We start from the raw sequence: 22532 nt of genomic DNA on the forward strand, positions 1-22532 counted from the left end.
TCAACAAGGACCCCGAGGCCCCGATCTTCTCGGTGGCCGACTACGGCCTGGAGGCGGACCTGTTCACCGCCGTGCCCGAGTTGATCAAGGCACTCTGAGCCGCTTGAGAAAGACAAGGGCATCGTTCGCGATGCCCTTGCCGCATCTGCCCCCTGAATTTCCCCCGGAGACAAGACGATGAGCTACACCGCCCCCCTCAAGGACATGCTGTTCGACATCGAGCACCTGGCCCGCATCGACCAGGTGGCACAGATGCCCGGCTTCGAGGAAGCCGGCCTGGAAACCGCGCAAGCCGTGCTCGAGGAGTGCGCCAAGCTCAACGAAGGCGTGATCGCACCGCTGAACTTCGAGGGTGACAAGAACCCTTCGTGGTTCAAGGACGGCGTGGTCACCACCACGCCCGGTTTCAAGGACGCCTTCAAGCAGTACGCCGAGGGCGGCTGGCAGGGCTTGCAGCACCCGGTGGACTTCGGCGGCCAGGGCCTGCCCAAGACCATCGGCGCGGCCTGCGGCGAAATCCTCAACAGCGCCAACATGAGTTTCGCGCTGTGCCCGCTGTTGACGGACGGCGCGATCGAAGCGCTGCTCACCGCGGGCTCCGACGAGCTCAAGGCGACTTACCTCGAAAAACTGGTGAGCGGCCAATGGACCGGCACCATGAACCTGACCGAGCCGCAGGCCGGCTCCGATCTCGCTGCCGTGCGCAGCCGCGCCGAGCCGCAGCCCGACGGCAGCTACAAGGTGTTCGGCACCAAGATCTTCATCACCTACGGTGAGCACGACATGGCCGAGAACATCGTGCACCTCGTGCTCGCGCGCGTGACCGGCGCGCCCGAGGGCGTGAAGGGCATCAGCCTGTTCGTGGTGCCCAAGTTCATGGTGAACCAGGACGGCTCCCTGGGCGCGCGCAACGACGTGCATTGCGTGAGCATCGAGCACAAGATGGGCATCAAGGCTAGCCCCACCGCCGTGCTGCAGTACGGCGACCACGGCGGTGCCGTGGGCTACCTCGTGGGCCAGGAAAACCGGGGCCTGGAGTACATGTTCATCATGATGAACGCCGCGCGCTACGCCGTGGGTGTGCAAGGCATCGCCATCGCCGAACGCGCCTACCAGAAGGCCGTGGGCTACGCGAAGGACCGCGTGCAAAGCCGCCCGGTCGATGGCTCGATGAGCACGGCCGCGCCCATCATCCACCACCCGGATGTGAAGCGCATGCTCATGACCATGCGCGCGTCCACCGAAGGCTGTCGCGCCATGGCCAGCGTGGCCGCCGCGGCGTACGACGCCACCCACCACCACCCTGATGCCGAGGTGCGCAAGCAGAACGCGGCCTTCTACGAATTCCTGGTGCCCCTGGTCAAGGGCTACAGCACCGAGATGAGCCTGGAGGTCACCAGCCTGGGCGTGCAGGTGCACGGCGGCATGGGCTTCATCGAGGAGACGGGTGCGGCGCAGTACTACCGCGACGCCAAGATCCTCACCATCTACGAAGGCACGACCGCCATCCAGGCCAACGACCTCGTGGGCCGCAAGACCGCGCGCGACGGCGGCACCGGCGCCAAGGCCATCGCGGCCCAGATCGAGAAGACCGAAGCCGAGCTGGCCAAGCGCGGCAGCGCCAACGCCAAGGCCGTGCATGCGCGCCTGAAGGCCGCGCGCGAGGCCTTTGTGGACGTGGTCGAGTTCATCGCCGCCAACACGCGCGCCAACCCCAACGCGGCCTTCGCCGGCAGCGTGCCCTACCTCATGCTCGCGGGCAATCTCGTGGCGGGCTGGCAGATGGCGCGCGCGCTGATGGTGGCCGAGGACCAGCTGGCCCAAGGCAAGGACACGGCCTTCATGCAGGCCAAGGTCACCACTGCGCGCTTCTACGCCGACCACCTGCTCAGCCGCGCCCCGGGCGTGCGCGACAGCATCGTGGACGGCGCCGAGGCCGTGACCGCGCTCGCCATCGAGGCCTTCTGATCGCGGTTTTCGCGGGCCCTGTCGCCGCATCGACAGGGCCTCGCCCCGCGCTGCCCCCAGAATCCTGACGAACCCCAACGGAGACACCATGACCGCACCCGCCCGCAGCCTGCCGCCCGTTCTCAAGAACCTGAAGTTCCCGGTGATCGGCTCGCCGCTGTTCATCATCAGCAACCCCAAGCTCGTGATCGCGCAGTGCAAGGCCGGGGTTGTGGGCTCCATGCCCGCGCTCAACGCCCGCCCGGCCTCGCAGCTCGACGAATGGCTGGCCGAAATCACCGAGGCCCTGGCCGCGCACGACAAGGCGAACCCCGACAACAAGGCCGCGCCGTTCGCGATCAACCAGATCGTGCACAAGAGCAACGACCGGCTGGAGCACGACATGCAGCTGTGCGCCAAGTACAAGGTGCCGATCGTGATCACCAGCCTGGGCGCGCGCGAAGACGTGAACCAGGCGGTGCACGCCTGGGGTGGCATCGTGCTGCACGATGTGATCAACAACGTGTTCGCGCACAAGGCGATCGACAAGGGCGCCGACGGCCTGATCCCCGTGGCCGCCGGTGCCGGTGGCCACGCCAGCGTGAAGAGCCCGTTCGCGATGGTGCAGGAAATCCGCGAGTGGTTCGGCGGCCCGATCGCGCTCTCGGGCGCCATCGCCTCGGGCGGCGCCATCCTGGCCGCGCAGGCCATGGGTGCCGACCTGGCCTACATCGGCTCGGCCTTCATCGCCACCGAGGAAGCGCGCGCGGTGGACGGCTACAAGGAGATGATCACCGCGTCGAACTCCGACGACATCGTCTACAGCAACTTCTACACCGGCATCCACGGCAACTACCTCAAGGGCAGCATCAAGAACGCCGGCATGGACCCGGACAACCTGCCGCAGAGCGACCCGAGCAAGATGAACTTCGCCACCGGCGAGGGCGCCAACGCAGCCAAGGCGTGGCGCGACATCTGGGGCTGCGGTCAGGGCATCGGCGCGATCCGCGAGGTGCTGCCCGCCGCCGACCTGGTGGCGCGCTTCAAGCGCGAGTACGCCGAGGCCAAGGCGCGCATCTGCGCGGGCTGAGCGCTTCAGGCGCGCTCGCGCATCACCAGGGTCTGGATCGCGACGCCGATGGGGCCGCGCACGTCGTAGAGACGTGACAAGGTGGTGCCCACGCCGCCACCGTGGGCCTGGGTTTCCGAGCGCAGCCCGATCCACTCGCCTTCGGGTGGGCGGTGCAGGTGCAGACTGAGGTCGGCGTTCGAGAACAGGTAGCGCTCGGCCGGCAGCACCCAGCTCAGGCCGTTGCCGAAATCGGCGGCTGCCGCCGCCCGCATGGCGGGGGAGTTGGGCTGACCGTGCACCAGCGGCACACTCAGGCGAAACCAGGCGGCGGCCGGGCCGGGCTGCGCGGCATCGCCCTGAGCCATCCGGTGGTCCATGGCGGACTGGTAGAACGAGACACCATCCGGCAGGCCTGGAATGCGCAGCCGCTCGTGGCATTCGTCGGGCAGCGGCTGCAGCCGTTGCGGCGACCAGCCCGGCAGGCCGGACGGCAACTCGAACGGCTGCCCACGCACCAGGAGCGCATGGCCCCGGGCCACCAGAACATCGTCAGCGAAGAGGTCGATCGTCATGCGCGTGGTGGAGCGACCCGGGTGGGTGTCCAGGCGCGAGGTCAGCGGCGCCACCGGCACCGGCTTGATCAGCTCGACGCTCAGGCGCGAGAGCTGCCAGGCCGGGTCGGGCAGGGCGCTTTCGGCCAGATGCACCAGCAGGGCACAAGGCGCGCCGCCGTGCTGGGCGCGGGCATCCCAGGGGCCGCGGGCCAGCACGCTGGGCTGCCAGCGGGTGCCGTCCTGTTCGAACACGGCGGTGGGAAGGGCGTCGGCGTCGGAAGAGAGGGCGGCAGGGCTCATGGTGAGCCGATGATAGGTGCGCGGTCCGCGTGGGGCTGTCGCCGCTGTGCAGCGCTCAGGGGCCTTCGCTCAGGGCCTGGATTCGCCGCGCAGCCAGGCGCCGAACGAGTTGAACACCTTGCCGATCTCGCTGCCGATGTGGGTCTTGTATTGCACCCCGCTGGTGTCCGAGATCTGCGACACCCAGCCGCCGTCGTGCCATTCGGCGTACAGCCAGTCCTCGCCATCGCGCACCAGGCCTTCCGGCGGGGCGGGCGGTTGCGCCACCGGCACGCCCTTGAGCGCCGCGCCCATGTAGTCGATCCAGATCGGCAGCGCGATGCGCCCGCCCGACTCGCCGCCGCCCAGGCTGCGCGGCTTGTCGTAGCCCACCCACACGGCCGCGGCCAGCGAGGGCTGGTAGCCCGCGAACCAGGCGTCCACCGCGTCGTTGGTGGTGCCGGTCTTGCCGTAGATGTCGGGTCGCTTGAGCAGGGCCTGGGCCCGCGCGGCGGTGCCGGCGCGCGCCACGTCGTTGAGCAGGCTGCCGACCACGTAGGCGTTGCGCGCGGGAATGGCACGGGTCTCTTCGGTCAGCGCGGGCGCGGGCGGGGCTTCGAACAGCACCTTGCCCTGCGCGTCGGTGATCTTCTCGATCACCACCGGCGCCACCGGCCAGCCACCGTTGGCCAGGGTGGCGTAGGCCTGGGCCATCTGCAGCGGCGTCGCGCTGCCGGTGCCCAGGGCCAGGGTGAGGTCGTTGGGCTGGCGCGCCACGTCCAGGCCGAAGCGGCCGGTCCATTCGCGCGCGGGTTGCGTGCCGGTGTGCTGCAGCACGCGCACGCTGGCCAGGTTGCTCGAGCGCTTGAGCGCTTCGCGCACCGAGATCGGGCCCTGGTGTTCGCCGTTGGCGTTGTTCGGGCTCCAGCCGTTGGCGGCGGTGAAGGGCAGGTCGTCCACCATCGTGGCCGGCATCACACGCGCTTCCAGCGCGGCGGAGTAGAGCAGGGGCTTCAGCGCCGAGCCCGGCTGGCGCCAGCCTTGAGTCACGTGGTTGAACGGCTGGTTGGTGAAGTCGAAGCCGCCCACCAGCGCGCGCACGCGGCCGGTCTGCGGGTCCAGCGCCACGAGCGCGGCCTCGGCCTCGGGCCACTGCGAGATGGCCCACAGCGGCGTCTTCTTGTCCTTGGCCTTGCCGTTGGCGACCACGCGCACGATGGCGCCGCGCGTGATCTTCAGGGGCGCCTTGGCCTTGGCGTCCAGCGCCTTCTGTGCCCAGCGCAGGCCTTCGCCCTGGATGGTGAGGCGTTCGCCGCTGGCCAGCTGCACCTCCAGCGCCGTCGGGCTGGCCGCGAGCACGATGCCCACGCGCAGGGTTTCGTCGTCGCGGTGGTCCTTGAGCGCCTCGGCGGCGGCGCGCTCCAGCTCGGCGCCGTTGCCCGAGGGCAGCGATTCGGTGTCTTCCGGGCCGCGCCACGCGCCCCGGCGCTCGAAGGCCAGCACGCCGCGCTGCACGGCGGTGTGCGCCGCGCGCTGGTCGGCCGCGCGCAGCGAGGTGGTCACGCGCAGCCCGCTCGAATAGGCCTCGGTGCCGAAGCGCTCGACCACGGCGCGCCGGGCCATCTCGGCCACGTGGGCCGCGTGCACGCTGCGCGTGCCCGGGGTGCGGATGACCAGCTTCTCGGCGCGCGCGGCGGCGAGTTGCTTGTCGTTGATCGCATCGACGGCGCGCATGCGCTCGAGCACCACGCGCTGGCGCTGCGTGGCGCGCTCGAAGTTGGCCACCGGGTTGGCGTAGTACGGGTTCTGCGGCAGGCCCGCGAGCATGGCGGTCTCGGCCAGCGAGAGCTTGTCCAGTGGCTTGCCGAAGTAGATCTGCGAGGCGGCGGCGAAGCCATAGGCGCGCTGGCCCAGAAAGATCTCGTTCATGTAGATCTCCAGGATGCGGTCCTTGGAGATCTCGTCTTCCAGCTTGAGGGCCAGCCAGATTTCCTTGGCCTTGCGCTCGGCCGAGAACTCGCGCGTGAGCAGCATGGTGCGCACCAGCTGCTGCGTGATGGTGGAGGCGCCTTGCTTGCGCCCCCCGGTGATCACGGCCAGCACCGCGCGCGCCATGCCCTTGGGGTCCACGCCCGAGTGTTCGCGAAAGCGCGCGTCTTCCACCGCCAGCACGGCCTGCTGCAGCTGCATCGGCATGCGCGAGAGCGGCACGTAGTCGCGCCGCTCGGTGCCGAACTGCGCGATCTCTTCGCCGTCGGCGGTGTAGACCTGCAGCGGCAGCTTGGGCTGGTAGTGGACGATGCGGTCGAGCGAGGGCAGGTCGAAGGTCGACGCCGGGACCGGGAACGCCACGATGAGGGCGGCGGAGAACGCCAGGGCGAGAGCCGTCCTGCGTGGGGTGAGCTGAAGCATGGGGTGGAATTATCCCGCCCCCGTGTGAAGCCGGCGTGTGGTCAAAGGTCGTGCTCGTAACCAGCTGTGACTGGCTTTCAGGCCATTCCAGTGCCTTGGTTAAGATGGCCCGCTCCATCCGAACGCCCCCTCTACGCCATGCGCAAGCGCATCCTGCTGCTGGAAGACGAACAGGCCATCGCCGACACCTTGCTGTACGCGCTGCAGAGCGAGGGCTTCGAGGTGCGCCACGTGGGGCTGGCGCGCGAGGCGCTGTCGGCCTTCGAAGAGGCACCGCCGGACCTCGCCATCCTGGACGTGGGCGTGCCCGACGGCAACGGCTTCGACGTGTGCCGCGCGATCCGCAAGACCAGCGAGCTGCCCATCGTGTTCCTGACCGCGCGCCACGAGGAGATCGACCGCGTGCTGGGCCTGGAACTGGGCGCCGACGACTATGTGGTCAAACCGTTCTCGCCGCGCGAGGTGTGCGCCCGCGTGCGCGCCATCCTGCGCCGCAGCGCGGCCGGTGGCGCCCCGGCCGCCGTGGCCGCGCCCACCCCGGTGGTCCCGGGCCTGCTCACGCTGGACGAGAAGGCGCAGCGCATCGCCTGCGAAGGCGAACTGCTGGCGCTCACGCGCTACGAGTTCCTGCTGCTGGCCACGCTGCTGCGGCGGCCGCAGCGCATCTTCTCGCGCGCCGAACTCATGGAGCTGGTCTGGGGCGGTGCACCACACACCTCGGAGCGCACCGTGGACGCGCACATCAAGCTGCTGCGCGCCAAGCTGCGTGAGCGGGGCCTGGTGGCGGACGTGATCCAGACCCACCGGCACATGGGTTATTCCCTGCGGTTGCCCTGACGATGCGCATCGGCCTGCGCCTGCTCGTCGGGTTCTTCCTGGTGCTGGGCCTGGCGCTGTTCGTGGTGCTGCGCGTGCTGCTGGACGAGGTCAAACCCGGCACCCGCCTGGCCATGGAGGACAGCCTGATCGACGCCGCCTACACGCTGGCGCAACTGGCCACGCCCGACATGAAGGCCGGCACCATCGCCGAGGGCTTCTTCGCCCGCTCGCTGCAGGGCCTGGACACCGCGCGGCCCGGCGCCAACATCGGGGGCTTTCGCAAGGACCGCATCGACTACCGCATCACCATCACCGATGCCGAAGGCATCGTGCGCTTCGACACGCAGCCGCAGGCCATCGGCCAGGACCATTCGCGCTGGAACGACGTGGTGCGCACGCTGCGCGGCGAGTACGGCGCGCGCTCCAGCCCCGCCAGTCCCTACGACCCCGACAACACGGTGATGCACGTGGCCGCGCCGATCCGCGATGGCGACCGCGTCATCGGTGTGCTCACCGTCTCGCGCCCCAACCAGCGCCTGCAGCCCTACATCGACCGCAGCGAGCAGCGCATCCTGCGTTGGTCCTGGGCGCTGCTGGGCCTGTCCCTGCTCATCGGCCTGCTGTTCAGCTGGTGGATCGCGAGCTCGCTCTCGCGCCTGCGCGGGTATGCGAACGCGGTCTCGCGCGGCGAGCGCGCGCCGCTGCCGGTGCTCGGTCGCTTGAGCGGCAGCACCGAGTTCGCCGACCTGGCGGTGGCGCTGGAGCGCATGCGGCTCAAGCTGGAGGACAAGGCCTATGTGGAGAGCTACGTGCACACGCTCACGCACGAGCTCAAGAGCCCGCTGGCCGCGATCCGGGGCGCGGCGGAGCTGCTGCAGGAAGACCTGCCCGCGCCGGATCGGCAGCGCTTCGCCGGCAACGTGCAGCGGCAGGCCGAGCGCCTGCACCTGCTGGTGGACAAGCTGCTGCAGCTGGCCCACGTGGAGCAGATGCAAGGCCTGGGCACGCGCGAGCCGGTGGACCTGAGCGCGCTCACGCGCGAGCTGCTGCAGCGGCTCGAACCGCGCCTGCGCCGCAAGTCGCTGCGCGTGCGCGACGAACTCGGGCAGGGCCTGGTGGTGCAGGGCGATGCCTTCCTCATCGGCCAGGCCCTGCAGAACCTGCTGGACAACGCGATCGACTTCTCGCCGCCGCAGGGCGAGCTCTGGCTGCGCCTGCACAAGGAAGGAGGCCAGGTGGAGTGGTCGGTGCGCGACCAGGGACCGGGCATTCCCGACTACGCGCGAGAGCGCCTGTTCGAGCGCTTCTACTCGCTGCCGCGCGGCGAGGGGCAGGACAAGGGCTCGGGCCTGGGCCTGTGCCTGGTCAAGGAGGTGAGCGACCTGCACGGCGGCCAGGTGGTGGTGGAGAACGTGTCCTCCCCCGGCGGCTGCATCGCCCGCTGGCGCCTGCCGGCCTGAGGGTTTCACACCCACTGCACAAAACGCTGCCGCAGCGCACGGCCGCTTCGCACGGCGGGGCCAGACTGGCCGGGTTCTCACCACGGAGCCCGACTTGAACAAATACCCCCTGCTGAGCAAAGTCCTGGTCATCGGCCTGCTGATGCTGCTGCTCTCGATTCCCCTCCTGATGGTGCGCGACCTGATCCAGGAGCGCAGCCAGAACCGCGAAGCCGCCACCGAAGAGGTGGCGCGCGCGCACGCCGGCGCGCAGACCCTCACCGGACCGGTGCTGTACGTGCCCTACACCGAGACCTTCACGCGCACCGTGAGCGTGGGCGAGACCGGCCACACGCGCGAGGAGCGCGTGACGCAGTCGCACGCGGTGATCCGCTTTCCCACGGTGATGGAGACCCGCAGCGAACTCGCGACCGAGACGCGCTGGCGCGGCGTCTTTCCGATCACGGTCTACACCAGCGTGAACCAGAGCAGCGGCCGCTTCGTGTGGACCGAGGTCGAGCCGCGCGAGAAGAACGGCCAGATCAGCCTGGGCCAGCCACGCCTGCTCATGGGCGTGAGCGATTTGCGCGGCCTGCTCAACGCGCCTCAGCTCAAGGTCAACGGCGGCGCGCTGGCCGTGGCGCCCGGGCCGGCCGCGCAGCGGCTGCCCCTGCCGCTGGCCGCCTCGCTCGACGCGGCCCAGCTGCGGCCCGGCGCGGTGCTGTCCTTCGAACTGCAGCTCGAACTCGCCGGCACGGGCCGCATCGGCTGGGTGCCGCTGGCCGACGAGAACCGCGTGCAATTGCAATCGAGCTGGCCGCACCCCAGCTTCGACGGCGACTTTCTGCCGCGCACGCGCAGCGTGAGCGCCTCGGGCTTCGATGCCGCGTGGAGCGTGCCCTCGCTCTCGACCCAGGCGCAGCAGCAGTTCGTGCAGCAGGGCGGCGAGCCGCGGCGTGCGCCCGAGAGCTTCTCCGTCTCGCTCGGCAACCCGGTGGACGTCTACCGCATGACCGAGCGCGCGACCAAGTACGGGATGATGTTCATCGTGCTCACCTTCGCCGCCTTCTTCGTGCTGGAGATGGTGAAACGCTGGCGCATCCACCCCATGCAGTACCTGATGATCGGCGCCGCGCTGGTGCTGTTCTTCCTGCTGTTGCTGTCGATCGCCGAGCACCTGGACTTCGTCTGGGCCTACCTCGTGGCCAGCGCGGCCTGCATCGGTCTGCTGGCGCACTACCTGCGCCACGTGCTGGGCGGCTGGGCGCCGGGTCTGCTCATGAGCGGCCTGCTGGTGGCGCTCTATGGCGTGCTCTACGGCATCCTGATCTCGGAAGACAACGCGCTGATGATGGGCTCGCTGCTGATGTTCGGCGTGCTGGCCGCCATCATGGTCGCGACGCGCAAGGTCGACTGGTACAGCGTGATGGGGGCATCCGCCCCGCCTCAATAGCCTTCGATGGCGAACAGCGTGCCGCTGGCGGCGCGCTGCCGGATCGCCACCAGGCGCTGGTACTCGGGCGAGTGGTAGAAGGCCTCGAGCCGCGCCATGTCGGGGAATTCGAGGATCACCTGGCGGTTTGGCACGCCGTGGCCTTCGAGCACCTTCACCGCGCCGCCACGCACCAGGTAGCGGCCACCGTGTGCGGCGATGAGGGCGGGCACCTCGCGGCGGTATTCCTCGTAGAGGGCCGGGTCGGTGATGTCGATGTTGCCGTAGAGGTAGGCGGGCATGGTGTCTCCTGGTGGGGCCTGTCATGCAGCTTACCGTTGATCAGGAATATTCAATCACTCGGTTGACTATCTGGGGGGTGCTGGATATATTCAATCACATGGTTGAATATAAAACGTCCCCTCTCGACGCGGTGTTCCACGCGCTGGCCGACCCGACCCGGCGCGCCATGTTGCGCACGCTGTGCGCTCAGCCCTTGCCTGTGGGCGAGCTGGCGGCCCCGTTCGAGATTTCGCTGGCGGCGGTGTCCAAGCACATCCAGGTGCTCGAACGCGCCGGGCTCATCCGGCGCACCGTCACCGGCCGCACGCACCTGTGCGAGCTCGACGCGGCGCCGCTGCACGCCGGCATGGAATGGATTCGCCACTACGAACAGTTCTGGCAGCAACGCGTCGATGCACTCGAGGCGCTGCTCAAGACCGAGGACCTGTCCCGCTCCCCCCGCAAACCCAGGAGAAAACCATGACCGACGACCATGGCGTGCGCACCGCCGCCGACACCGTGCGCATCGAACGCCTGCTGCCCGGCCCTATTGAACGGCTGTGGGCGTACCTGACCGAATCCGACAAGCGCGCCCAGTGGATGGCGGCGGGCGACATGGCGCTGTCACCGGGCGGGCCGGTGGAACTGGTTTTTCGCCATCAGGATTTCGCTGCCGTTGACGATCCGGTGCCCGAGAAGTACCGCAGCGCCAGCGGCGAACACCGCCTGCGGGGTCGCATCACGGCTTGCGAGCCACCGCATGTGCTGGCTTACACCTGGGACGCGCATTCCGAGGTGCGCTTCGAACTCCATCCGCGTGGCGGGCAGGTGCTGCTGGAGATCACGCATACGCGTCTGCCCGATGTGGACGAGGTTCTCAGCGTGTCCGCCGGCTGGCATGCCCATCTCGCCATCCTGCGCGCGCGGCTGGAAGGACGCTCGCTGACCGAGGGCTTCTGGGCTCTGCACACCCGGCTGGAAGCGGAGTACGCCGCGCGCCTCATGGGCTGAGGCGAAGCGCGCGAGCGCTCAGCTGCTGCCGCGGATCAGGGGCTCGAAGCCCAGGTCCAGCGAGGGCTTGGGCGGCAGCTCGCCGCGCATCAGGCTCAGCAGCATCTGCGCGCTGGCCTCGCCGATGGCGCGGCGCGGCGTGCGCACCGTGGTCAGGGGCGGCACCATCTGGTCGCTGCCCGAGAGGTCGTTGAAGCCCGCCACCGCGATGCGCGCGGGCACCTCGATCTTCAGGCGCAGCGCGCACAGCAGGCCGCCCTGCGCCAGGTCGTCGTTGCAGAAGAACACCGCGTCCACCTCGGGGCGGGTGCGCAGCAGGTCTTCGAGCAGCTCACCGCCCAGTTGCATGGACGAAGGCTGCGGGCTCAGCAGCTCCAGCTTCGCGTCGTACAGGCCGTGCTGGCGCAGGCAGCGGCGGTAGCCCTCGGCGCGCTGCATGGTGCGTGGGTCCAGCTGCGCGGCCACGAAGGCGATGCGCCGGCGCCCGCGTTGCACCAGGTGCTCGGTGATCGCATGGCCGGCTTCCACCTGCGAGAAGCCCACGCAGTACACGCCGGGCGCCTGCGTCAGTTCCATCAGGTGCACGCAGGGCACACCGCTGCCGGCGATGAGCTGGCGCGCGGCCTCGGTGCGATCGAAGCCGGTGAGCAGCAGGCCCGCCGGCCGGTGCGCGAGGTAGCTGCGCAGCAACTGCTCTTCCTCGCGTGGCTCGTAGTGCGTCACGCCGATCAGGGTTTGGTAGCCGTGGGGCAGCAGGGTGCGGTGCACGGCCTCCAGCACATCGACGAAGAGCGCGTTGGACAGCAGCGGCACCAGCACCGGCACCTGCGTGCTGCGCTGGGAGGCAAGGGCGCGCGCCGCCGGGTCGGGCACATAGCCCAGCTGCTCGGCGGCGAGCTTGACGCGCTCCACCAGCTCGGCCGCCACGCTGCGCTCGCCGCGCAGCGCGCGCGAGGCGGTGATGGGGCTCACGTCGGCCGCGCGGGCCACGTCGCTGAGGGTGGTGCGGCCGCTGTGGCGGCGCTTGCGTTCGGTCGGTTCCAAGGGTTTTCCCGGTGTTGGAGGCGGTGAGGCTGGCGTTAGGATAGCGCTGTCCAAGGCCATGGACACCCGAATTTACCCTGAATCGTGCCACAGGCCGACCAATGTCCCAGCCAGGAAGGCGGGCACGGTCGGACATGAGGACCGGTTTTCTTTTTCATCCTGTTGGGACAGCGCTACCAAATGAATGCATCGCCCCCGAACACCTCCCTCGTCGTCATGGGCGTGGCGGGTTGCGGCAAGTCCAGCCTGGGCCAGTTGTGCGCCCGGACGCTGGGCGTGCCCTTGCTGGAGGGAGACGATTTCCACTCCGCCAGCAACGTCGCCAAGATGCGCGGCGGCATCCCCCTGAGCGACGACGACCGCGCGGTGTGGCTCGACACCCTGGCCGAGCAGTTGCAGGTGCACGCGGACGGCGTGGTGCTGACCTGTTCGGCGCTCAAGCTGCGCTACCGCGACCGCCTGCGCGCCGCCGTGCCGGGCCTGCGCTTCGTGTTTCTCGAACTCACGCAGGCGCAGGCGCGCGACCGCGTGGCCGCGCGCCCGGCCCATCTGTTCCCGGTGAGCCTGGTGGCCAGCCAGTTCGCCACGCTGGAAGACCCACGCCGCGAGCCCGGTGTGCTGCCGCTGGACGCCACGCGCCCGCTGGCCGAACTCGGTGAGGCCGTGGTGCACTGGGTGCACGGCAACGCCACCCCCCATTCCCTGGAGCTTCGCTCATGAAACCATCGCAAGTCTTGAAACACGGGGCCGAGGCCCTGCTCGCGCTGTGCCTGGCGGGCATGGTGGTCTGCGTGTTCGCCAACGTGGTGTTGCGCTACGGCTTCGACAGCGGCATCAACGCCACCGAAGAACTCTCGCGCCTGCTGTTCGTGTGGATGGTGTTCCTGGGCGCGACCGCCGCCTACCCGCTGGGCCAGCACATGGCCTTCACCAGCCTGGTCGGCGCGCTGCGCGACCGGCCTCGCGCGTTCGCCTTCGCCACGCTGGCCATCCGCCTGCTGGTGCTGCTGGCCTGCGTGCTGCTGGGCCGGGGCGCGTGGCAGCAGGTGGTGGTGGGCATGGACAGCCACTCCGTGGTGCTGGGTTACCCGGTGGCGCTGCTGCCCCTGCCGGCGCTGCTGTGCTCGCTGGCCATCGGCGCCATGGTGCTGGTCGAGATCGTGCGCCGCACGCCGCTCGACCTGGGCCACGCGGTGGACATGGAGTGACACGATGAGCGTTGAAGCATTGGCCTTCGTGGTCTTCATCGCCGGCATGCTGGTGCTCATGGGCATCGGCATGAACATGGCCTTCGCGCTGCTGCTCACCGGGGCCGCCATGGCCTGGGTCATGGACTTCTGGGACACCCAGCTGCTGGCGCAGAACATGGTGGCCGGCATCGACAGCTTCCCGCTGCTGGCCGTGCCCTTCTTCATCCTCGCTGGCGAGCTCATGAACTCGGGCGGCATCAGCAAGCGCATCATCGACATGGCGCAGGCCTGGGTCGGCCACGTGCGCGGCGGGCTGGGTTATGTGGCCATCGGCGCGGCGGTGCTGCTCTCGGCCATGTCGGGCTCGGCGCTGGCCGACGCGGCGGCGATGTCCGCCATCCTGCTGCCCATGATGCGCAAGCACGGCTACCCGGTGGCCTCGTCGGCCGGGCTCATCGCTGCCGGCAGCGTCATCGGGCCGATCATTCCGCCGTCCATGGCCTTCGTGATCTACGGCGTGACCACCAACACCTCGATCTCGGCGCTGTTCATCTCGGGCATCGTGCCCGGCCTGGTGATGGGCGTGGCGCTGGTCGTGGCCTGGCGCGTGGTGCTGCGCAAGATGACGCTGACCAGCTCGCCGCCGGTGCCCATGGCCGAGCGCCTGCGCCTCACGGGCCGCGCGGTCTGGGCATTGGTGATGCCGGTGATCATCATCGGCGGCATGAAGAGCGGCATCTTCACGCCCACCGAGGCCGCCGTGGTGGCCGCGTTCTATGCGCTGGTGATCGCGCTCTTCGTGCACCGCGAGATGCGCCTGCCCGAGCTGTACAGCGCGCTGGTGCGCGCCGCGAGCACCACCTCGGTGGTGATGTTCCTGTGCGCCGGTGCCGCCGTGGCCAGCTACATGATCACGCTGGCCGACCTGCCGTCCACGCTCACCGGCTGGCTGGGCCCGCTGGTGGAACACCCGCGCGTGCTGATGGTGGTGATGATGCTGGTGCTGGTGGCGATCGGCACCGCGCTGGACCTCACGCCCACCATCCTGATCTTCGCGCCGGTGATGCTGCCCATCGCCGTGAAGGCCGGCATCGACCCGGTGTACTTCGGCCTGATGTTCGTGCTCAACGGCGCCATCGGCCTGGTCACGCCGCCCGTGGGCACCGTGCTCAACGTGGTGGCCGGTGTCGGGCGCCTGCCCATGCACCAGGTCATCAAGGGCGTGAACCCTTTCCTGATCACCTACCTCATCGTTCTCGGCCTGTTCATCGTGTTCCCGCAGATCGTCACCGCGCCCGTGGCCTGGATGCGCTGACGCCTCAATTCACCCACTTCAAGGAGACAACCATGACCCTCTTGCGCCGCACCCTCATCGCCGCCACCGCGGCCGCCGCGCTCGCCACTCCCTTCGCCGCCAGCTGGGCGCAGGACATCAAGCCGCGCATCATCCGCTTCGGCTACGGCCTCAACGAGATCTCCAACCAGGGCCGCGCCACCAAGCTGTTCGTCGAAGAGGTGGAAAAGGCCTCGGGCGGCAAGATGAAGATCCGCGCCATCGGCGCCGCCGCGCTCGGCTCGGACGTGCAGATGCAGCAGGCGCTGATCGGCGGCGCACAGGAAATGATGGTGGGCTCCACCGCCACCCTGGTGGGCATCACCAAGGAAATGGCGATCTGGGACACGCCCTTCCTGTTCGACAACGCCAGGGAAGCCGACGTGGTGCTCGACGGCCCTGTGGGCCAGAAGGTGATGGACAAGCTGCAGGAGAAAGGCCTGGTCGGCCTGGTGTACTGGGAGAACGGTTTCCGCAACCTCACCAACAACAAGCGCGCGGTCACCAAGCTCGAGGACATGGACGGCATCAAGCTGCGCGTGATGCAGAACAACGTGTTCATCGACAGCTTCAAGACCCTGGGCGCCAACGCCGTGCCGCTGCCGTTCTCCGAGCTGTTCACTGCGCTGGAGACCAAGACCGTGGACGGCCAGGAGAACCCGTACAACACGATCCTCTCGAGCAAGTTCTACGAGGTGCAGAAGTACCTCACGGTGACCAACCACGTCTACAGCCCGTGGATCGTGCTGGTGAGCAAGAAGTACTGGGACGGCCTGAGCAAGGACGAGCACAAGGTGCTGCTGGACGCCGCGAAGAAGAGCCGCGACTTCGAGCGCCAGGACACGCGCGCCGAGGCCGACAAGGCGCTGGCCGATCTCAAGAGCAAGGGCATGCAGATCAACCAGCTCTCGCCGGCCGAAGCCAACCGCATGCGCGAAAAACTCGCCGGCGTGAACTCGGGCATCGCCGCCAACGTGGGCGAGGACCTGTGGAAGGAAACGCAGGCTGCCGTGGCCAAGGCGCGCGCCGCGAAGTAAGCCGGGTTCATCAGCGCGCGCCCGACACCCGGCTGCCCAGCACGAGGCGCCGGTCGATCTGCGTGGCTTGCGGCAGGTGCATGGCGCCGCCGAAGAAACTGGTGGTGCGCCGCTGACCCAGTGGGTGCTCAGGTGACTGTGTCGAACAGCTCACCCAGCCACTGCGCGAAGGCGCGCACGCGCACGGAGAGCTGGCGGTTCTGTGGATACAGCACCGACACCGGCAGCGGCGGCGGTGGCAGGTCCGCCAGCACCTCGCGCAACTGGCCCGAGGCCAGTTCGTCGGCCACGCGGTAGCGGGGGACCTGCACCAGGCCCAGGCCGGCGATCGCCGCGCCGGCGTAGACGTCGGCCCCCGTCACCGAGACCGGGCCGTTCAGGTTCAGCGTGCGCACTTCGCCGTTCACCGTGAACTCCATCGGCAGGGCCTGGCCCGTGGCGCTGGAGAGGTAGTTCACCGCGCGGTGGCCGGCCAGGTCGACCAGGGTCCGAGGCTCGCCGAATTGCGCGAGATAGCTCGCGCTGGCGCAGGTGAGCTGCGGCAGCAGCGCCACCCGACGCGCCACCAGGGACGAGTCGCGCAGCTGCCCGGCGCGCAGCACGCAGTCCACGCCTTCGCGCACCAGGTCGACCAGGCGGTCATCCTCACCGATCTGCAGTTCCAGCAGCGGGTGCCGCGCGAGGAAGGCGGGCAGGGCGGGTACGACGAAGCGGCGCGCCAGCGTGCCCTGCAGGTTCACCCGCAGCAGGCCCTTGGGCACGGCCTGGCGGAACAGGCCGTCGGCTTCTTCGAGGTCGGCCAGCAGGCCCACGCAGCGCTGGCGGTAGGCCTCGCCATCGGGCGTGAGCCGCACCGTGCGCGTGGTGCGCTCCAGCAGGCGCACGCCCAGGCGCGCCTCCAGCCGCTGGATCAGGTTGCTCACCGTCGCGCGGGGCAGCTGCAGGTCGTCCGCCGCCTGCGTGAAGCTGCCCCGCTCGGCGATGCGCACGAACACCTGCATTTCCTGGAATCGGTCCATGGGCGCTATTGTTGATGAAATTCGAACGATGTTGCCAATTTCCAGGCAATGATCTTTCAGGGAGAACGATCCATCATCGGGCCATCGTTTCAACTTTCAGGAAAAACCCATGAGCTCCAACGCCTCCTCCCCCGTCGCCATCGTCACCGGCGCCTCGCGCGGCATCGGTGCCGCGTTGGCCCGCCGCCTGGCCGCCGACGGTTGCGCCGTGGTGGTGAACCACGCCCACAGCGCCCCCGAGGCCGATGCCCTGGTGGCCGAGCTGCGCGCTGGCGGCGCCCGGGCCATCGCGGTGCGGGCCGACGTGTCGAAGGCCGACGAAGTGCGGGCCCTTTTCGACATCACCGAGCGCGAACTCGGCCCGGTGGACGTGCTGGTGAACAACGCCGGGGTGCTCCAGACGGTGCCGCTGGCGCAGACCAGCGATGCCCTGTACGACCGCACCTTCGACACCAACGTGCGCGGCACCTTCAACACGCTGCGCGAGGCCGCCACGCGGCTGAACGAGGGCGGGCGCATCGTCAACTTCTCCAGCACCACGGTGGCGATGAACCTGCCGGGCTACAGCGTGTACATCGCCTCCAAGGCGGCGGTGGAGTCGCTGACCCAGGTGTTCGCCAAGGAACTGCGCGGGCGCCGCATCACGGTCAACGCGGTGGCGCCCGGCCCGGTGGCCACTGCGCTGTTCTTCGACGGCAAGACGCCCGAACAGATCCAGGCGCTGGCCCAGATGCCGCCGCTGCAGCGGCTGGGCGAACCGGACGACATCGCTTCGGTGGTGGGGTTTCTGGTGAGCCCGGCCGGCGGCTGGGTCAATGGCCAGGTGCTGCGCGCCAATGGCGGCCTGGTGTGAGGAAGGAGGCACCCCCTGCGCCGCTTCGCGGCTTCCCCCTCTCTGGCGCCTTCGGCTGGGAGGGGGACGGCATCTGGGGCCGGCGGAGCCGGACCCTCGATGCCCCTGGGGGGCGTGGCTTCAGGCGTGACGGGGGGCGCTTGGCGCCACCTCGTGGGTCGTTCAGCGGCGTTGGCCGCGCTGGAAGGACTGCAGCTGCGCCTTGGAGACGTTGCCCTCGAAGAGGGGCGTGAGGTCGGAGACGGCCGCCAGGGCGCTGGATTCGTCGCGCTGCAGGCACAGGGCCTGGGCCAGGTCGGCGCGCAGGAACCAGAGGGCCTCGATGCTGGAGGCGTAGCGGATGCGGTGTTCCAGCTGGGGGTTGAGTTCGGCGCCTCGCACACCCAGCAGGCGGAGCATCGATTTCTGGATCAGGACCATCGCCCTCGGGTCGGGCGCCTTGGGCGCGGACTCCGAATTCGGCGTGAGGATCGACGTCAGGCTGCTGAGGAAGGTCTTGACTCTTTGCATGCTGGTGGATGCTGTCCGTGTGTGCCGAACCTGATGGAATAGCGCCTGCCCTTTCGGGAACTTTTGCGTTTATACCCGATACGGTATTTTTTGCCGCATTTTTGCGCGACAAGGCACGGTTTGGGCCCGCTTACGCCCCGTTGCTGCCACCAGGCTCAGCGGGCGGCCTGCTCCATCGCCTTGGCCATGGTCTTGCCCAGCTCCACGCCCCACTGGTCGAAGGCGTTGATGCGCCAGATCGCGGCCTGGGTGAACACCTTGTGCTCGTACAGGGCGATCAGCGCCCCCAGGCGCGAGGGATCCAGCCGGTCGAGCCAGAGGATGTGGCTCGGGATGTTGCCCTCGAAACTGCGGTGCGGCGCCGTGGCCCGGGCATCGGCTTCGCTCATGCCGTCCTTCTGCAGCAGCGCCTGCGTGTCAGCCAGCGAACGCCCGCGCGCCATCGCTTCGGCCTGGGCGCGCAGGTTGAGGTTGACCACTTCGTGGTGCGTCGCGGCCAGCGGCAGGGGCGTGTCCTCGTTCTGCACGCCGATGAAGTCCACCGGCACGGTGTGCCGGCCCTGGTGGATCAGCTGGAAGTAGGCGTGTTGCCCGTCGATGCCCAGCCCGCCCCAGACGATGGGGCCGGTGTCCACCGTGGCGGGCGTGCCGTCGGTGTGGGTGCGCTTGCCGTTGGACTCCATGTCCATCTGCTGCACGAAGGGCGTGAAGCGCACGAGGCGCGACGCGTAGGGCACGATCAACTGCGTCGGCAGGCCCAGGAAGTTGCGGTTCCAGATGCCGTTCAGGGCCAGCTGCACCGGCAGGTTTTGCGCCAGCGGCGCGCTGCAGAAGTGCTCGTCCATCGCCCGCGCGCCGGCCAGGAAGAGGCGGAAGTGCTCGGTGCCGATGGCGATGGCCAGCGGCAGGCCCAGCGCCGACCACACGGAATAGCGCCCGCCCACCCAGTCCCAGAACAGGAAGGTGCGCTCGGCCGGGTAACCCAGCTTCGCGGCCTGCGCCGGGCTGGCGGTGATGGCCACCAGGTGCCGGCCCACCGCCTCGGCGGGGCAGCCGTGGTCGCTCAGCCAGCGCCGCGCGCTGGCGGCGTTGGTGAGCGTTTCCTGGGTGGTGAAGGTCTTGCTGGAGACGATGAACAGCGTGCGCGCCGCGTCCAGCCCGCGCAGCACGCTCCACAGCGCCCAGGCATCGGGGTTGGAGACATAGTGGACTCGCACGCCGGGGTGGGCCAGGTGTGCCAGTGCGTCGGCCGCCATGCGCGGGCCGAGGTCGGAGCCGCCGATGCCGATGTTCACCACGTCGGTGATGGCCTCGCCGCTGTGCCCGCGCACCGTGCCCGCGCGCAGGGCCTCGGCGAAGTCGCAGACGCGGGCCAGTTCGACCTGCACGGCCTTCTGCACGTCCGCGCCCCAGGGCCCGGTGTGCAGCGGGTCGCCGCGCAGCGCCACGTGCAGCACGGGTCGGCCTTCGGTGGTGTTGATGGGCTCGCCGCGGAACATGGCGTCGCGCCGGGCCGCCACGCCGGCCTGCTCGGCCAGCGCCAGCAGCGCCTGCTGGATGGCGGGCGAGACGCGCTGGCGGCTCGCGTCCAGCGTGATGCCTGCGGCGCGCAGCGCCATGCGCTCGGCGCGGCCGGTGTCGGCGGGCAGCAGCTCGCGCAGATGGGGCTGCGCTGCCCCGGCCAGGGATTGCAGTTGGGCCCAGGCGGGCAGGGTGGTGGGCAGGGTCATGGGTTGGTGGCGTGCGGTGGCGTCAGACGGCGGTGGCCAGTGTGGTGGCTTCGCGCGCGAGGCGGGCGATGCGTTTCCAGTCGCCCTGGCGCAGCGCGTCCGAGGGCGTGAGCCAGGAGCCGCCGGCCATCGCCACGTTGGGCAGGGCCAGGATCTCGCGCAGGTTCTCAGGGCTCACGCCGCCAGTGGGGCAGAAGCGCACGTCGGGCAGCGGCGCGCCCAATGCCTTGAGCATGCCGATGCCGCCGGCCTGCGCGGCGGGGAACAGCTTCATGAGGGTGAAGCCGTGGTCGCGCGCGCGCATCACCTCGCTGGGCGTCATCACGCCGGGAATGAAGGGCAGTTTCGCGGCCTTGACCGCGTCCACGAGAGACTCGGAACATCCCGGTGAGAGGGCAAATTTCGCGCCTGCGTTCACCACCTGGGTCACCTCGGCCGCGCGCGTGACGGTGCCGGCGCCCAGGTGCATCCTGGGCACGGCGCGCGCCACGGCCTCGATGGCGCGCAGCGCGACGCCCGAGCGCAGGGTGATCTCCATCACGTCGATGCCGCCTTCGAGCAGCGCATGCGCCAGCGGCACGGCCTGGGCCTCGTCGCTCAGGACGATGACGGGCACGACACGGGCGGTGAAAGCAGGGCGGGTGAAGCAGGTGGTCGTCATGGTGTCTGGGTTCAGGCGGTGGGGGTTGCAACGGGGGCCACGGGGCGGTTCACCGCCAGCGGGGCGAACAGGGGCGAGGCGCCCGATTCGGCCGCGCCCGCATTTTCGCGGAACAGGCCGAACAGTTCGCGCCCGCTGCCGTGTTCGTTGGCGCTGAGGTCGGGGTGTTTGATGCGGCGGCGGGCCAGGGTGCGGGCATTGACCTCGAGTTCGAGCACGCCGCGCTCGCAATCGAGCGTGATCCAGTCGCCGTCGCGCACGCGCGCGATCGGTCCATTGGACAGGGCCTCGGGGCTGAGGTGGATGGCCGCGGGCACTTTGCCCGAGGCGCCGGACATGCGGCCGTCGGTGACCAGCGCCACCTTGAAGCCCTTGTCCTGCAGCACGGCCAGCGGCGGCGTGAGCTTGTGCAGCTCGGGCATGCCGTTGGCGCGCGGGCCCTGGTAGCGCACCACGGCGATCAGGTCGCGTTCCAGCTTGCCTTCGTTGAACAGGGTCAGCAGGTCCTGCTGGTCGCTCACGACCACGGCCTGGGCGCGCACCACGCGGTGCTCGGGCTTCACCGCCGAGACCTTCACCACGCTGCGCCCCAGGTTGCCCTGCAGCAGGCGCAGCCCGCCGTCGGCGCTGAAGGGCGCGCTCACCGGCCGCAGCACCGAGAGGTCGCCGCTCTGTTCGGGCACCGGGCGCCAGGCGAGCTGGCCGCTGTCGAGCCAGGGCTCGCGCGTGTAGCTGTCCAGGCCCGCGCCCATCACGGTGTTCACGTCGGCGTGCAGCAGGCCGGCGGTCAGCAGCTGATGCATCAGGTAACCCATGCCGCCGGCCGCATGGAAGTGGTTCACGTCCGCGCTGCCGTTGGGGTAGACGCGCGCCAGCAGCGGCACCACGTGTGAGAGCTCGGCGAAATCGTCCCAGTCGATCAGCACGCCGGCGGCGCGCGCCATGGCCACCAGGTGCAGCGTGTGGTTGGTCGAGCCGCCCGTGGCCAGCAGGCCGACGATGCCGTTGACCAGGGTCTTCTCGGTCACGATGTCGGCCAGGCTCAGTGCGGGTTCGCCGGTGCGGCCGGTGTTGGCCACCGCGCGCTTGACCGCGCCCAGGGTGAGCGCCTCGCGCAGCGGCGTGCCTGGGTTGACGAAGGACGCGCCGGGCAGGTGCAGGCCCATGATCTCCATCAGCATCTGGTTGCTGTTGGCCGTGCCGTAGAAGGTGCAGGTGCCGGGGCTGTGGTAGGCCTGGGCCTCCGATTCGAGCAGCGCGTCGCGGCCCACCAGGCCTTGCGCGTACTGCTGGCGCACCTTGGCCTTGGCGTCGTTCGAGAGGCCCGAGGTCATGGGGCCGGCGGGCACGAACACGGTGCTCAGGTGGCCGAACTGCAGCGCGCCCATGAACAGGCCGGGCACGATCTTGTCGCAGATGCCGAGCATGAGCGCGGCGTCGAACACGTTGTGCGAGAGCGCGACGGCGGTGGAGAGCGCGATCACGTCGCGCGAGAACAGCGAGAGCTCCATGCCCGCCGCGCCCTGCGTGATGCCGTCGCACATGGCGGGCACACCGCCGGCCACTTGCACCGTGGCGCCCAGGCCGTGCGCGTGGTCGCGGATCTTCTGCGGGTAGGTCTCGTAGGGCTGGTGCGCCGAGAGCATGTCGTTGTACGCGGTGACGATGCCCAGGTGCGGCGCGCGTTCGGCGTGGATCTGGAGCTTGTCGGCCAGGGGCAGCGCGGCCGTCGTGTGGGCCATGTTGGCGCAGCCCATGCCGGTGCGCTGCGTGCCCTTCTTGCGCTGAGCGGCCATGGCGGCCAGGTAGGTGGCGCGGGTGGCGGCGCTGCGCTCGGTGATGCGCTCGGTGACGCGGGCCAGGGTGGGGTGCAGGGGGGTGTTCGTGGTGGTCATTTTGGGATCTCGT

Annotated in this window: 22 protein-coding genes and 1 pseudogene; 13 read left to right on the plus strand and 10 right to left on the minus strand. The window is 69.5% G+C overall.

Annotation, left to right across the window (positions count from 1 at the left end; all coding sequences use genetic code 11):
* The 3 genes and pseudogenes from ACODTB_RS20620 to ACODTB_RS20630 form a co-directional block, all read left to right on the plus strand.
* A pseudogene (locus ACODTB_RS20620) lies at positions 1-98 on the plus strand (electron transfer flavoprotein subunit alpha/FixB family protein); the annotation flags it as partial.
* 79 nt (positions 99-177) lie between these two features.
* Positions 178-1968, plus strand: a complete 1791-nt coding sequence (locus tag ACODTB_RS20625) for an acyl-CoA dehydrogenase (RefSeq protein WP_488929700.1) — start codon at positions 178-180, stop codon at positions 1966-1968.
* A gap of 88 nt (positions 1969-2056) precedes the next feature.
* Positions 2057-3037, plus strand: coding sequence for an NAD(P)H-dependent flavin oxidoreductase (locus tag ACODTB_RS20630; protein WP_291113042.1), 981 nt, complete (start codon positions 2057-2059; stop codon positions 3035-3037).
* A gap of 5 nt (positions 3038-3042) precedes the next feature.
* Here the strand turns inward: ACODTB_RS20630 and ACODTB_RS20635 are convergent, their stop codons facing one another.
* Both ACODTB_RS20635 and ACODTB_RS20640 read right to left on the minus strand, forming a co-directional pair.
* Positions 3043-3873, minus strand: coding sequence for a thioesterase family protein (locus ACODTB_RS20635; RefSeq protein ID WP_291113044.1), 831 nt, complete (start codon positions 3871-3873; stop codon positions 3043-3045).
* 69 nt (positions 3874-3942) lie between these two features.
* Positions 3943-6264, minus strand: a complete 2322-nt coding sequence (locus ACODTB_RS20640) for a penicillin-binding protein 1A (RefSeq protein WP_291113046.1) — start codon at positions 6262-6264, stop codon at positions 3943-3945.
* A gap of 138 nt (positions 6265-6402) precedes the next feature.
* On the opposite strand from ACODTB_RS20640, the gene creB reads away from it, so the two are divergent.
* The 3 genes from creB to creD all read left to right on the plus strand — a co-directional run bounded on the left by creB (position 6403) and on the right by creD (position 9975).
* The gene (gene creB, locus ACODTB_RS20645) at positions 6403-7101 is read left to right on the plus strand and encodes a two-component system response regulator CreB (RefSeq protein ID WP_291113048.1); all 699 of its coding nucleotides are present in this window, start codon (positions 6403-6405) and stop codon (positions 7099-7101) included.
* Positions 7102-7103: 2 nt separating this feature from the next.
* On the plus strand, positions 7104-8543 hold the full coding sequence (gene creC, locus ACODTB_RS20650; RefSeq protein ID WP_291113050.1) for a two-component system sensor histidine kinase CreC: 1440 nt from the start codon (positions 7104-7106) through the stop codon (positions 8541-8543).
* 94 nt (positions 8544-8637) lie between these two features.
* The gene (gene creD, locus ACODTB_RS20655) at positions 8638-9975 is read left to right on the plus strand and encodes a cell envelope integrity protein CreD (protein WP_291113052.1); all 1338 of its coding nucleotides are present in this window, start codon (positions 8638-8640) and stop codon (positions 9973-9975) included.
* Here the strand turns inward: creD and ACODTB_RS20660 are convergent.
* Positions 9969-10256 carry a DUF1330 domain-containing protein gene (locus ACODTB_RS20660; RefSeq protein WP_291113054.1) on the minus strand — a complete coding sequence of 96 codons (288 nt, stop codon included), beginning with the start codon at positions 10254-10256 and terminating at the stop codon, positions 9969-9971. The two genes, creD and ACODTB_RS20660, sit on opposite strands and share 7 nt — an antisense overlap.
* Before the next feature lie 98 nt (positions 10257-10354).
* Between ACODTB_RS20660 and ACODTB_RS20665 the strand changes: the two genes are divergently transcribed.
* Together ACODTB_RS20665 and ACODTB_RS20670 are read left to right on the plus strand one after the other, a co-directional pair.
* Positions 10355-10720, plus strand: a complete 366-nt coding sequence (locus ACODTB_RS20665) for an ArsR/SmtB family transcription factor (RefSeq protein WP_291113056.1) — start codon at positions 10355-10357, stop codon at positions 10718-10720.
* Positions 10717-11247 (plus strand): SRPBCC family protein, encoded by a 531-nt coding sequence (locus tag ACODTB_RS20670; RefSeq protein WP_291113058.1) that lies wholly within the window; start codon positions 10717-10719, stop codon positions 11245-11247. The genes ACODTB_RS20665 and ACODTB_RS20670 overlap by 4 nt, the downstream gene beginning before the upstream one ends.
* Positions 11248-11265: 18 nt before the next feature.
* On the opposite strand, the gene gntR is transcribed toward ACODTB_RS20670, so the two are convergent.
* Entirely contained in the window at positions 11266-12351 is a 1086-nt protein-coding gene (gene gntR / locus ACODTB_RS20675; RefSeq protein WP_488929701.1) for an HTH-type transcriptional regulator GntR, read from the minus strand.
* A 120-nt stretch (positions 12352-12471) separates the two neighbouring features.
* Between gntR and ACODTB_RS20680 the strand changes: the two genes are divergently transcribed.
* Genes ACODTB_RS20680 through ACODTB_RS20695 form a run of 4 tightly spaced genes read left to right on the plus strand, consistent with a single transcriptional unit; the run spans position 12472 to position 15851 of the window.
* Positions 12472-13011 (plus strand): gluconokinase, encoded by a 540-nt coding sequence (locus ACODTB_RS20680; protein ID WP_291113062.1) that lies wholly within the window; start codon positions 12472-12474, stop codon positions 13009-13011.
* Positions 13008-13499 carry a TRAP transporter small permease subunit gene (locus ACODTB_RS20685; protein ID WP_291113064.1) on the plus strand — a complete coding sequence of 164 codons (492 nt, stop codon included), beginning with the start codon at positions 13008-13010 and terminating at the stop codon, positions 13497-13499. Before ACODTB_RS20680 ends, ACODTB_RS20685 begins: the two co-directional genes overlap by 4 nt.
* 4 nt (positions 13500-13503) lie before the next feature.
* Positions 13504-14796, plus strand: a complete 1293-nt coding sequence (locus ACODTB_RS20690; RefSeq protein WP_291113066.1) for a TRAP transporter large permease — start codon at positions 13504-13506, stop codon at positions 14794-14796.
* Positions 14797-14828: 32 nt separating this feature from the next.
* Positions 14829-15851, plus strand: a complete 1023-nt coding sequence (locus ACODTB_RS20695; RefSeq protein ID WP_291113068.1) for a TRAP transporter substrate-binding protein — start codon at positions 14829-14831, stop codon at positions 15849-15851.
* Between the two features lie 10 nt (positions 15852-15861).
* On the opposite strand, the gene ACODTB_RS20700 is transcribed toward ACODTB_RS20695, so the two are convergent.
* Together ACODTB_RS20700 and ACODTB_RS20705 are read right to left on the minus strand one after the other, a co-directional pair.
* A complete protein-coding gene (locus ACODTB_RS20700; RefSeq protein WP_291113070.1) occupies positions 15862-16005 on the minus strand; it encodes a DUF6691 family protein in 144 nt (47 codons plus the stop codon).
* Positions 15980-16870, minus strand: coding sequence for a LysR family transcriptional regulator (locus ACODTB_RS20705; protein ID WP_291113071.1), 891 nt, complete (start codon positions 16868-16870; stop codon positions 15980-15982). The genes ACODTB_RS20700 and ACODTB_RS20705 overlap by 26 nt, the downstream gene beginning before the upstream one ends.
* 109 nt (positions 16871-16979) lie before the next feature.
* Between ACODTB_RS20705 and ACODTB_RS20710 the strand changes: the two genes are divergently transcribed.
* Positions 16980-17723: an SDR family oxidoreductase gene (locus ACODTB_RS20710; protein ID WP_291113073.1), complete on the plus strand. Its 744-nt coding sequence runs from the start codon at positions 16980-16982 to the stop codon at positions 17721-17723.
* A gap of 162 nt (positions 17724-17885) precedes the next feature.
* Here ACODTB_RS20710 and ACODTB_RS20715 read toward each other — a convergent pair whose 3' ends face one another.
* The 4 genes from ACODTB_RS20715 to edd form a co-directional block, all read right to left on the minus strand.
* Entirely contained in the window at positions 17886-18233 is a 348-nt protein-coding gene (locus ACODTB_RS20715; RefSeq protein ID WP_291113075.1) for a hypothetical protein, read from the minus strand.
* A 155-nt stretch (positions 18234-18388) separates the two neighbouring features.
* Positions 18389-19963 carry a glucose-6-phosphate isomerase gene (gene pgi / locus ACODTB_RS20720; protein ID WP_488929702.1) on the minus strand — a complete coding sequence of 525 codons (1575 nt, stop codon included), beginning with the start codon at positions 19961-19963 and terminating at the stop codon, positions 18389-18391.
* Between the two features lie 22 nt (positions 19964-19985).
* Complete coding sequence (gene eda, locus ACODTB_RS20725; RefSeq protein ID WP_291113079.1) at positions 19986-20624, minus strand: bifunctional 4-hydroxy-2-oxoglutarate aldolase/2-dehydro-3-deoxy-phosphogluconate aldolase; 639 nt, start codon at positions 20622-20624, stop codon at positions 19986-19988.
* 11 nt (positions 20625-20635) lie between these two features.
* Positions 20636-22519 carry a phosphogluconate dehydratase gene (gene edd / locus ACODTB_RS20730; RefSeq protein WP_291113081.1) on the minus strand — a complete coding sequence of 628 codons (1884 nt, stop codon included), beginning with the start codon at positions 22517-22519 and terminating at the stop codon, positions 20636-20638.
* Positions 22520-22532 lie beyond the last annotated feature (13 nt).

This window comes from Hydrogenophaga sp. FG152 (assembly GCF_057809615.1).

Bases quoted from the DNA above. Each gene is read 5' to 3' on its own strand.
- ACODTB_RS20685 (WP_291113064.1), top strand. From the start codon at position 13,008: ATGAAACCATCGCAAGTCTTGAAACACGGGGCCGAGGCCCTGCTCGCG.
- ACODTB_RS20680 (WP_291113062.1), top strand. From the start codon at position 12,472: ATGAATGCATCGCCCCCGAACACCTCCCTCGTCGTCATGGGCGTGGCG.
- ACODTB_RS20695 (WP_291113068.1), top strand. From the start codon at position 14,829: ATGACCCTCTTGCGCCGCACCCTCATCGCCGCCACCGCGGCCGCCGCG.
- creC (WP_291113050.1), top strand. From the start codon at position 7,104: ATGCGCATCGGCCTGCGCCTGCTCGTCGGGTTCTTCCTGGTGCTGGGC.
- creB (WP_291113048.1), top strand. From the start codon at position 6,403: ATGCGCAAGCGCATCCTGCTGCTGGAAGACGAACAGGCCATCGCCGAC.
- ACODTB_RS20640 (WP_291113046.1), bottom strand. From the start codon at position 6,264: ATGCTTCAGCTCACCCCACGCAGGACGGCTCTCGCCCTGGCGTTCTCC.
- ACODTB_RS20660 (WP_291113054.1), bottom strand. From the start codon at position 10,256: ATGCCCGCCTACCTCTACGGCAACATCGACATCACCGACCCGGCCCTC.
- gntR (WP_488929701.1), bottom strand. From the start codon at position 12,351: ATGGCCTTGGACAGCGCTATCCTAACGCCAGCCTCACCGCCTCCAACA.
- ACODTB_RS20665 (WP_291113056.1), top strand. From the start codon at position 10,355: ATGGTTGAATATAAAACGTCCCCTCTCGACGCGGTGTTCCACGCGCTG.
- ACODTB_RS20705 (WP_291113071.1), bottom strand. From the start codon at position 16,870: ATGGACCGATTCCAGGAAATGCAGGTGTTCGTGCGCATCGCCGAGCGG.
- ACODTB_RS20710 (WP_291113073.1), top strand. From the start codon at position 16,980: ATGAGCTCCAACGCCTCCTCCCCCGTCGCCATCGTCACCGGCGCCTCG.
- ACODTB_RS20690 (WP_291113066.1), top strand. From the start codon at position 13,504: ATGAGCGTTGAAGCATTGGCCTTCGTGGTCTTCATCGCCGGCATGCTG.
- ACODTB_RS20635 (WP_291113044.1), bottom strand. From the start codon at position 3,873: ATGAGCCCTGCCGCCCTCTCTTCCGACGCCGACGCCCTTCCCACCGCC.
- ACODTB_RS20715 (WP_291113075.1), bottom strand. From the start codon at position 18,233: ATGCAAAGAGTCAAGACCTTCCTCAGCAGCCTGACGTCGATCCTCACG.
- ACODTB_RS20630 (WP_291113042.1), top strand. From the start codon at position 2,057: ATGACCGCACCCGCCCGCAGCCTGCCGCCCGTTCTCAAGAACCTGAAG.
- eda (WP_291113079.1), bottom strand. From the start codon at position 20,624: ATGACGACCACCTGCTTCACCCGCCCTGCTTTCACCGCCCGTGTCGTG.
- ACODTB_RS20670 (WP_291113058.1), top strand. From the start codon at position 10,717: ATGACCGACGACCATGGCGTGCGCACCGCCGCCGACACCGTGCGCATC.
- pgi (WP_488929702.1), bottom strand. From the start codon at position 19,963: ATGACCCTGCCCACCACCCTGCCCGCCTGGGCCCAACTGCAATCCCTG.
- ACODTB_RS20625 (WP_488929700.1), top strand. From the start codon at position 178: ATGAGCTACACCGCCCCCCTCAAGGACATGCTGTTCGACATCGAGCAC.
- edd (WP_291113081.1), bottom strand. From the start codon at position 22,519: ATGACCACCACGAACACCCCCCTGCACCCCACCCTGGCCCGCGTCACC.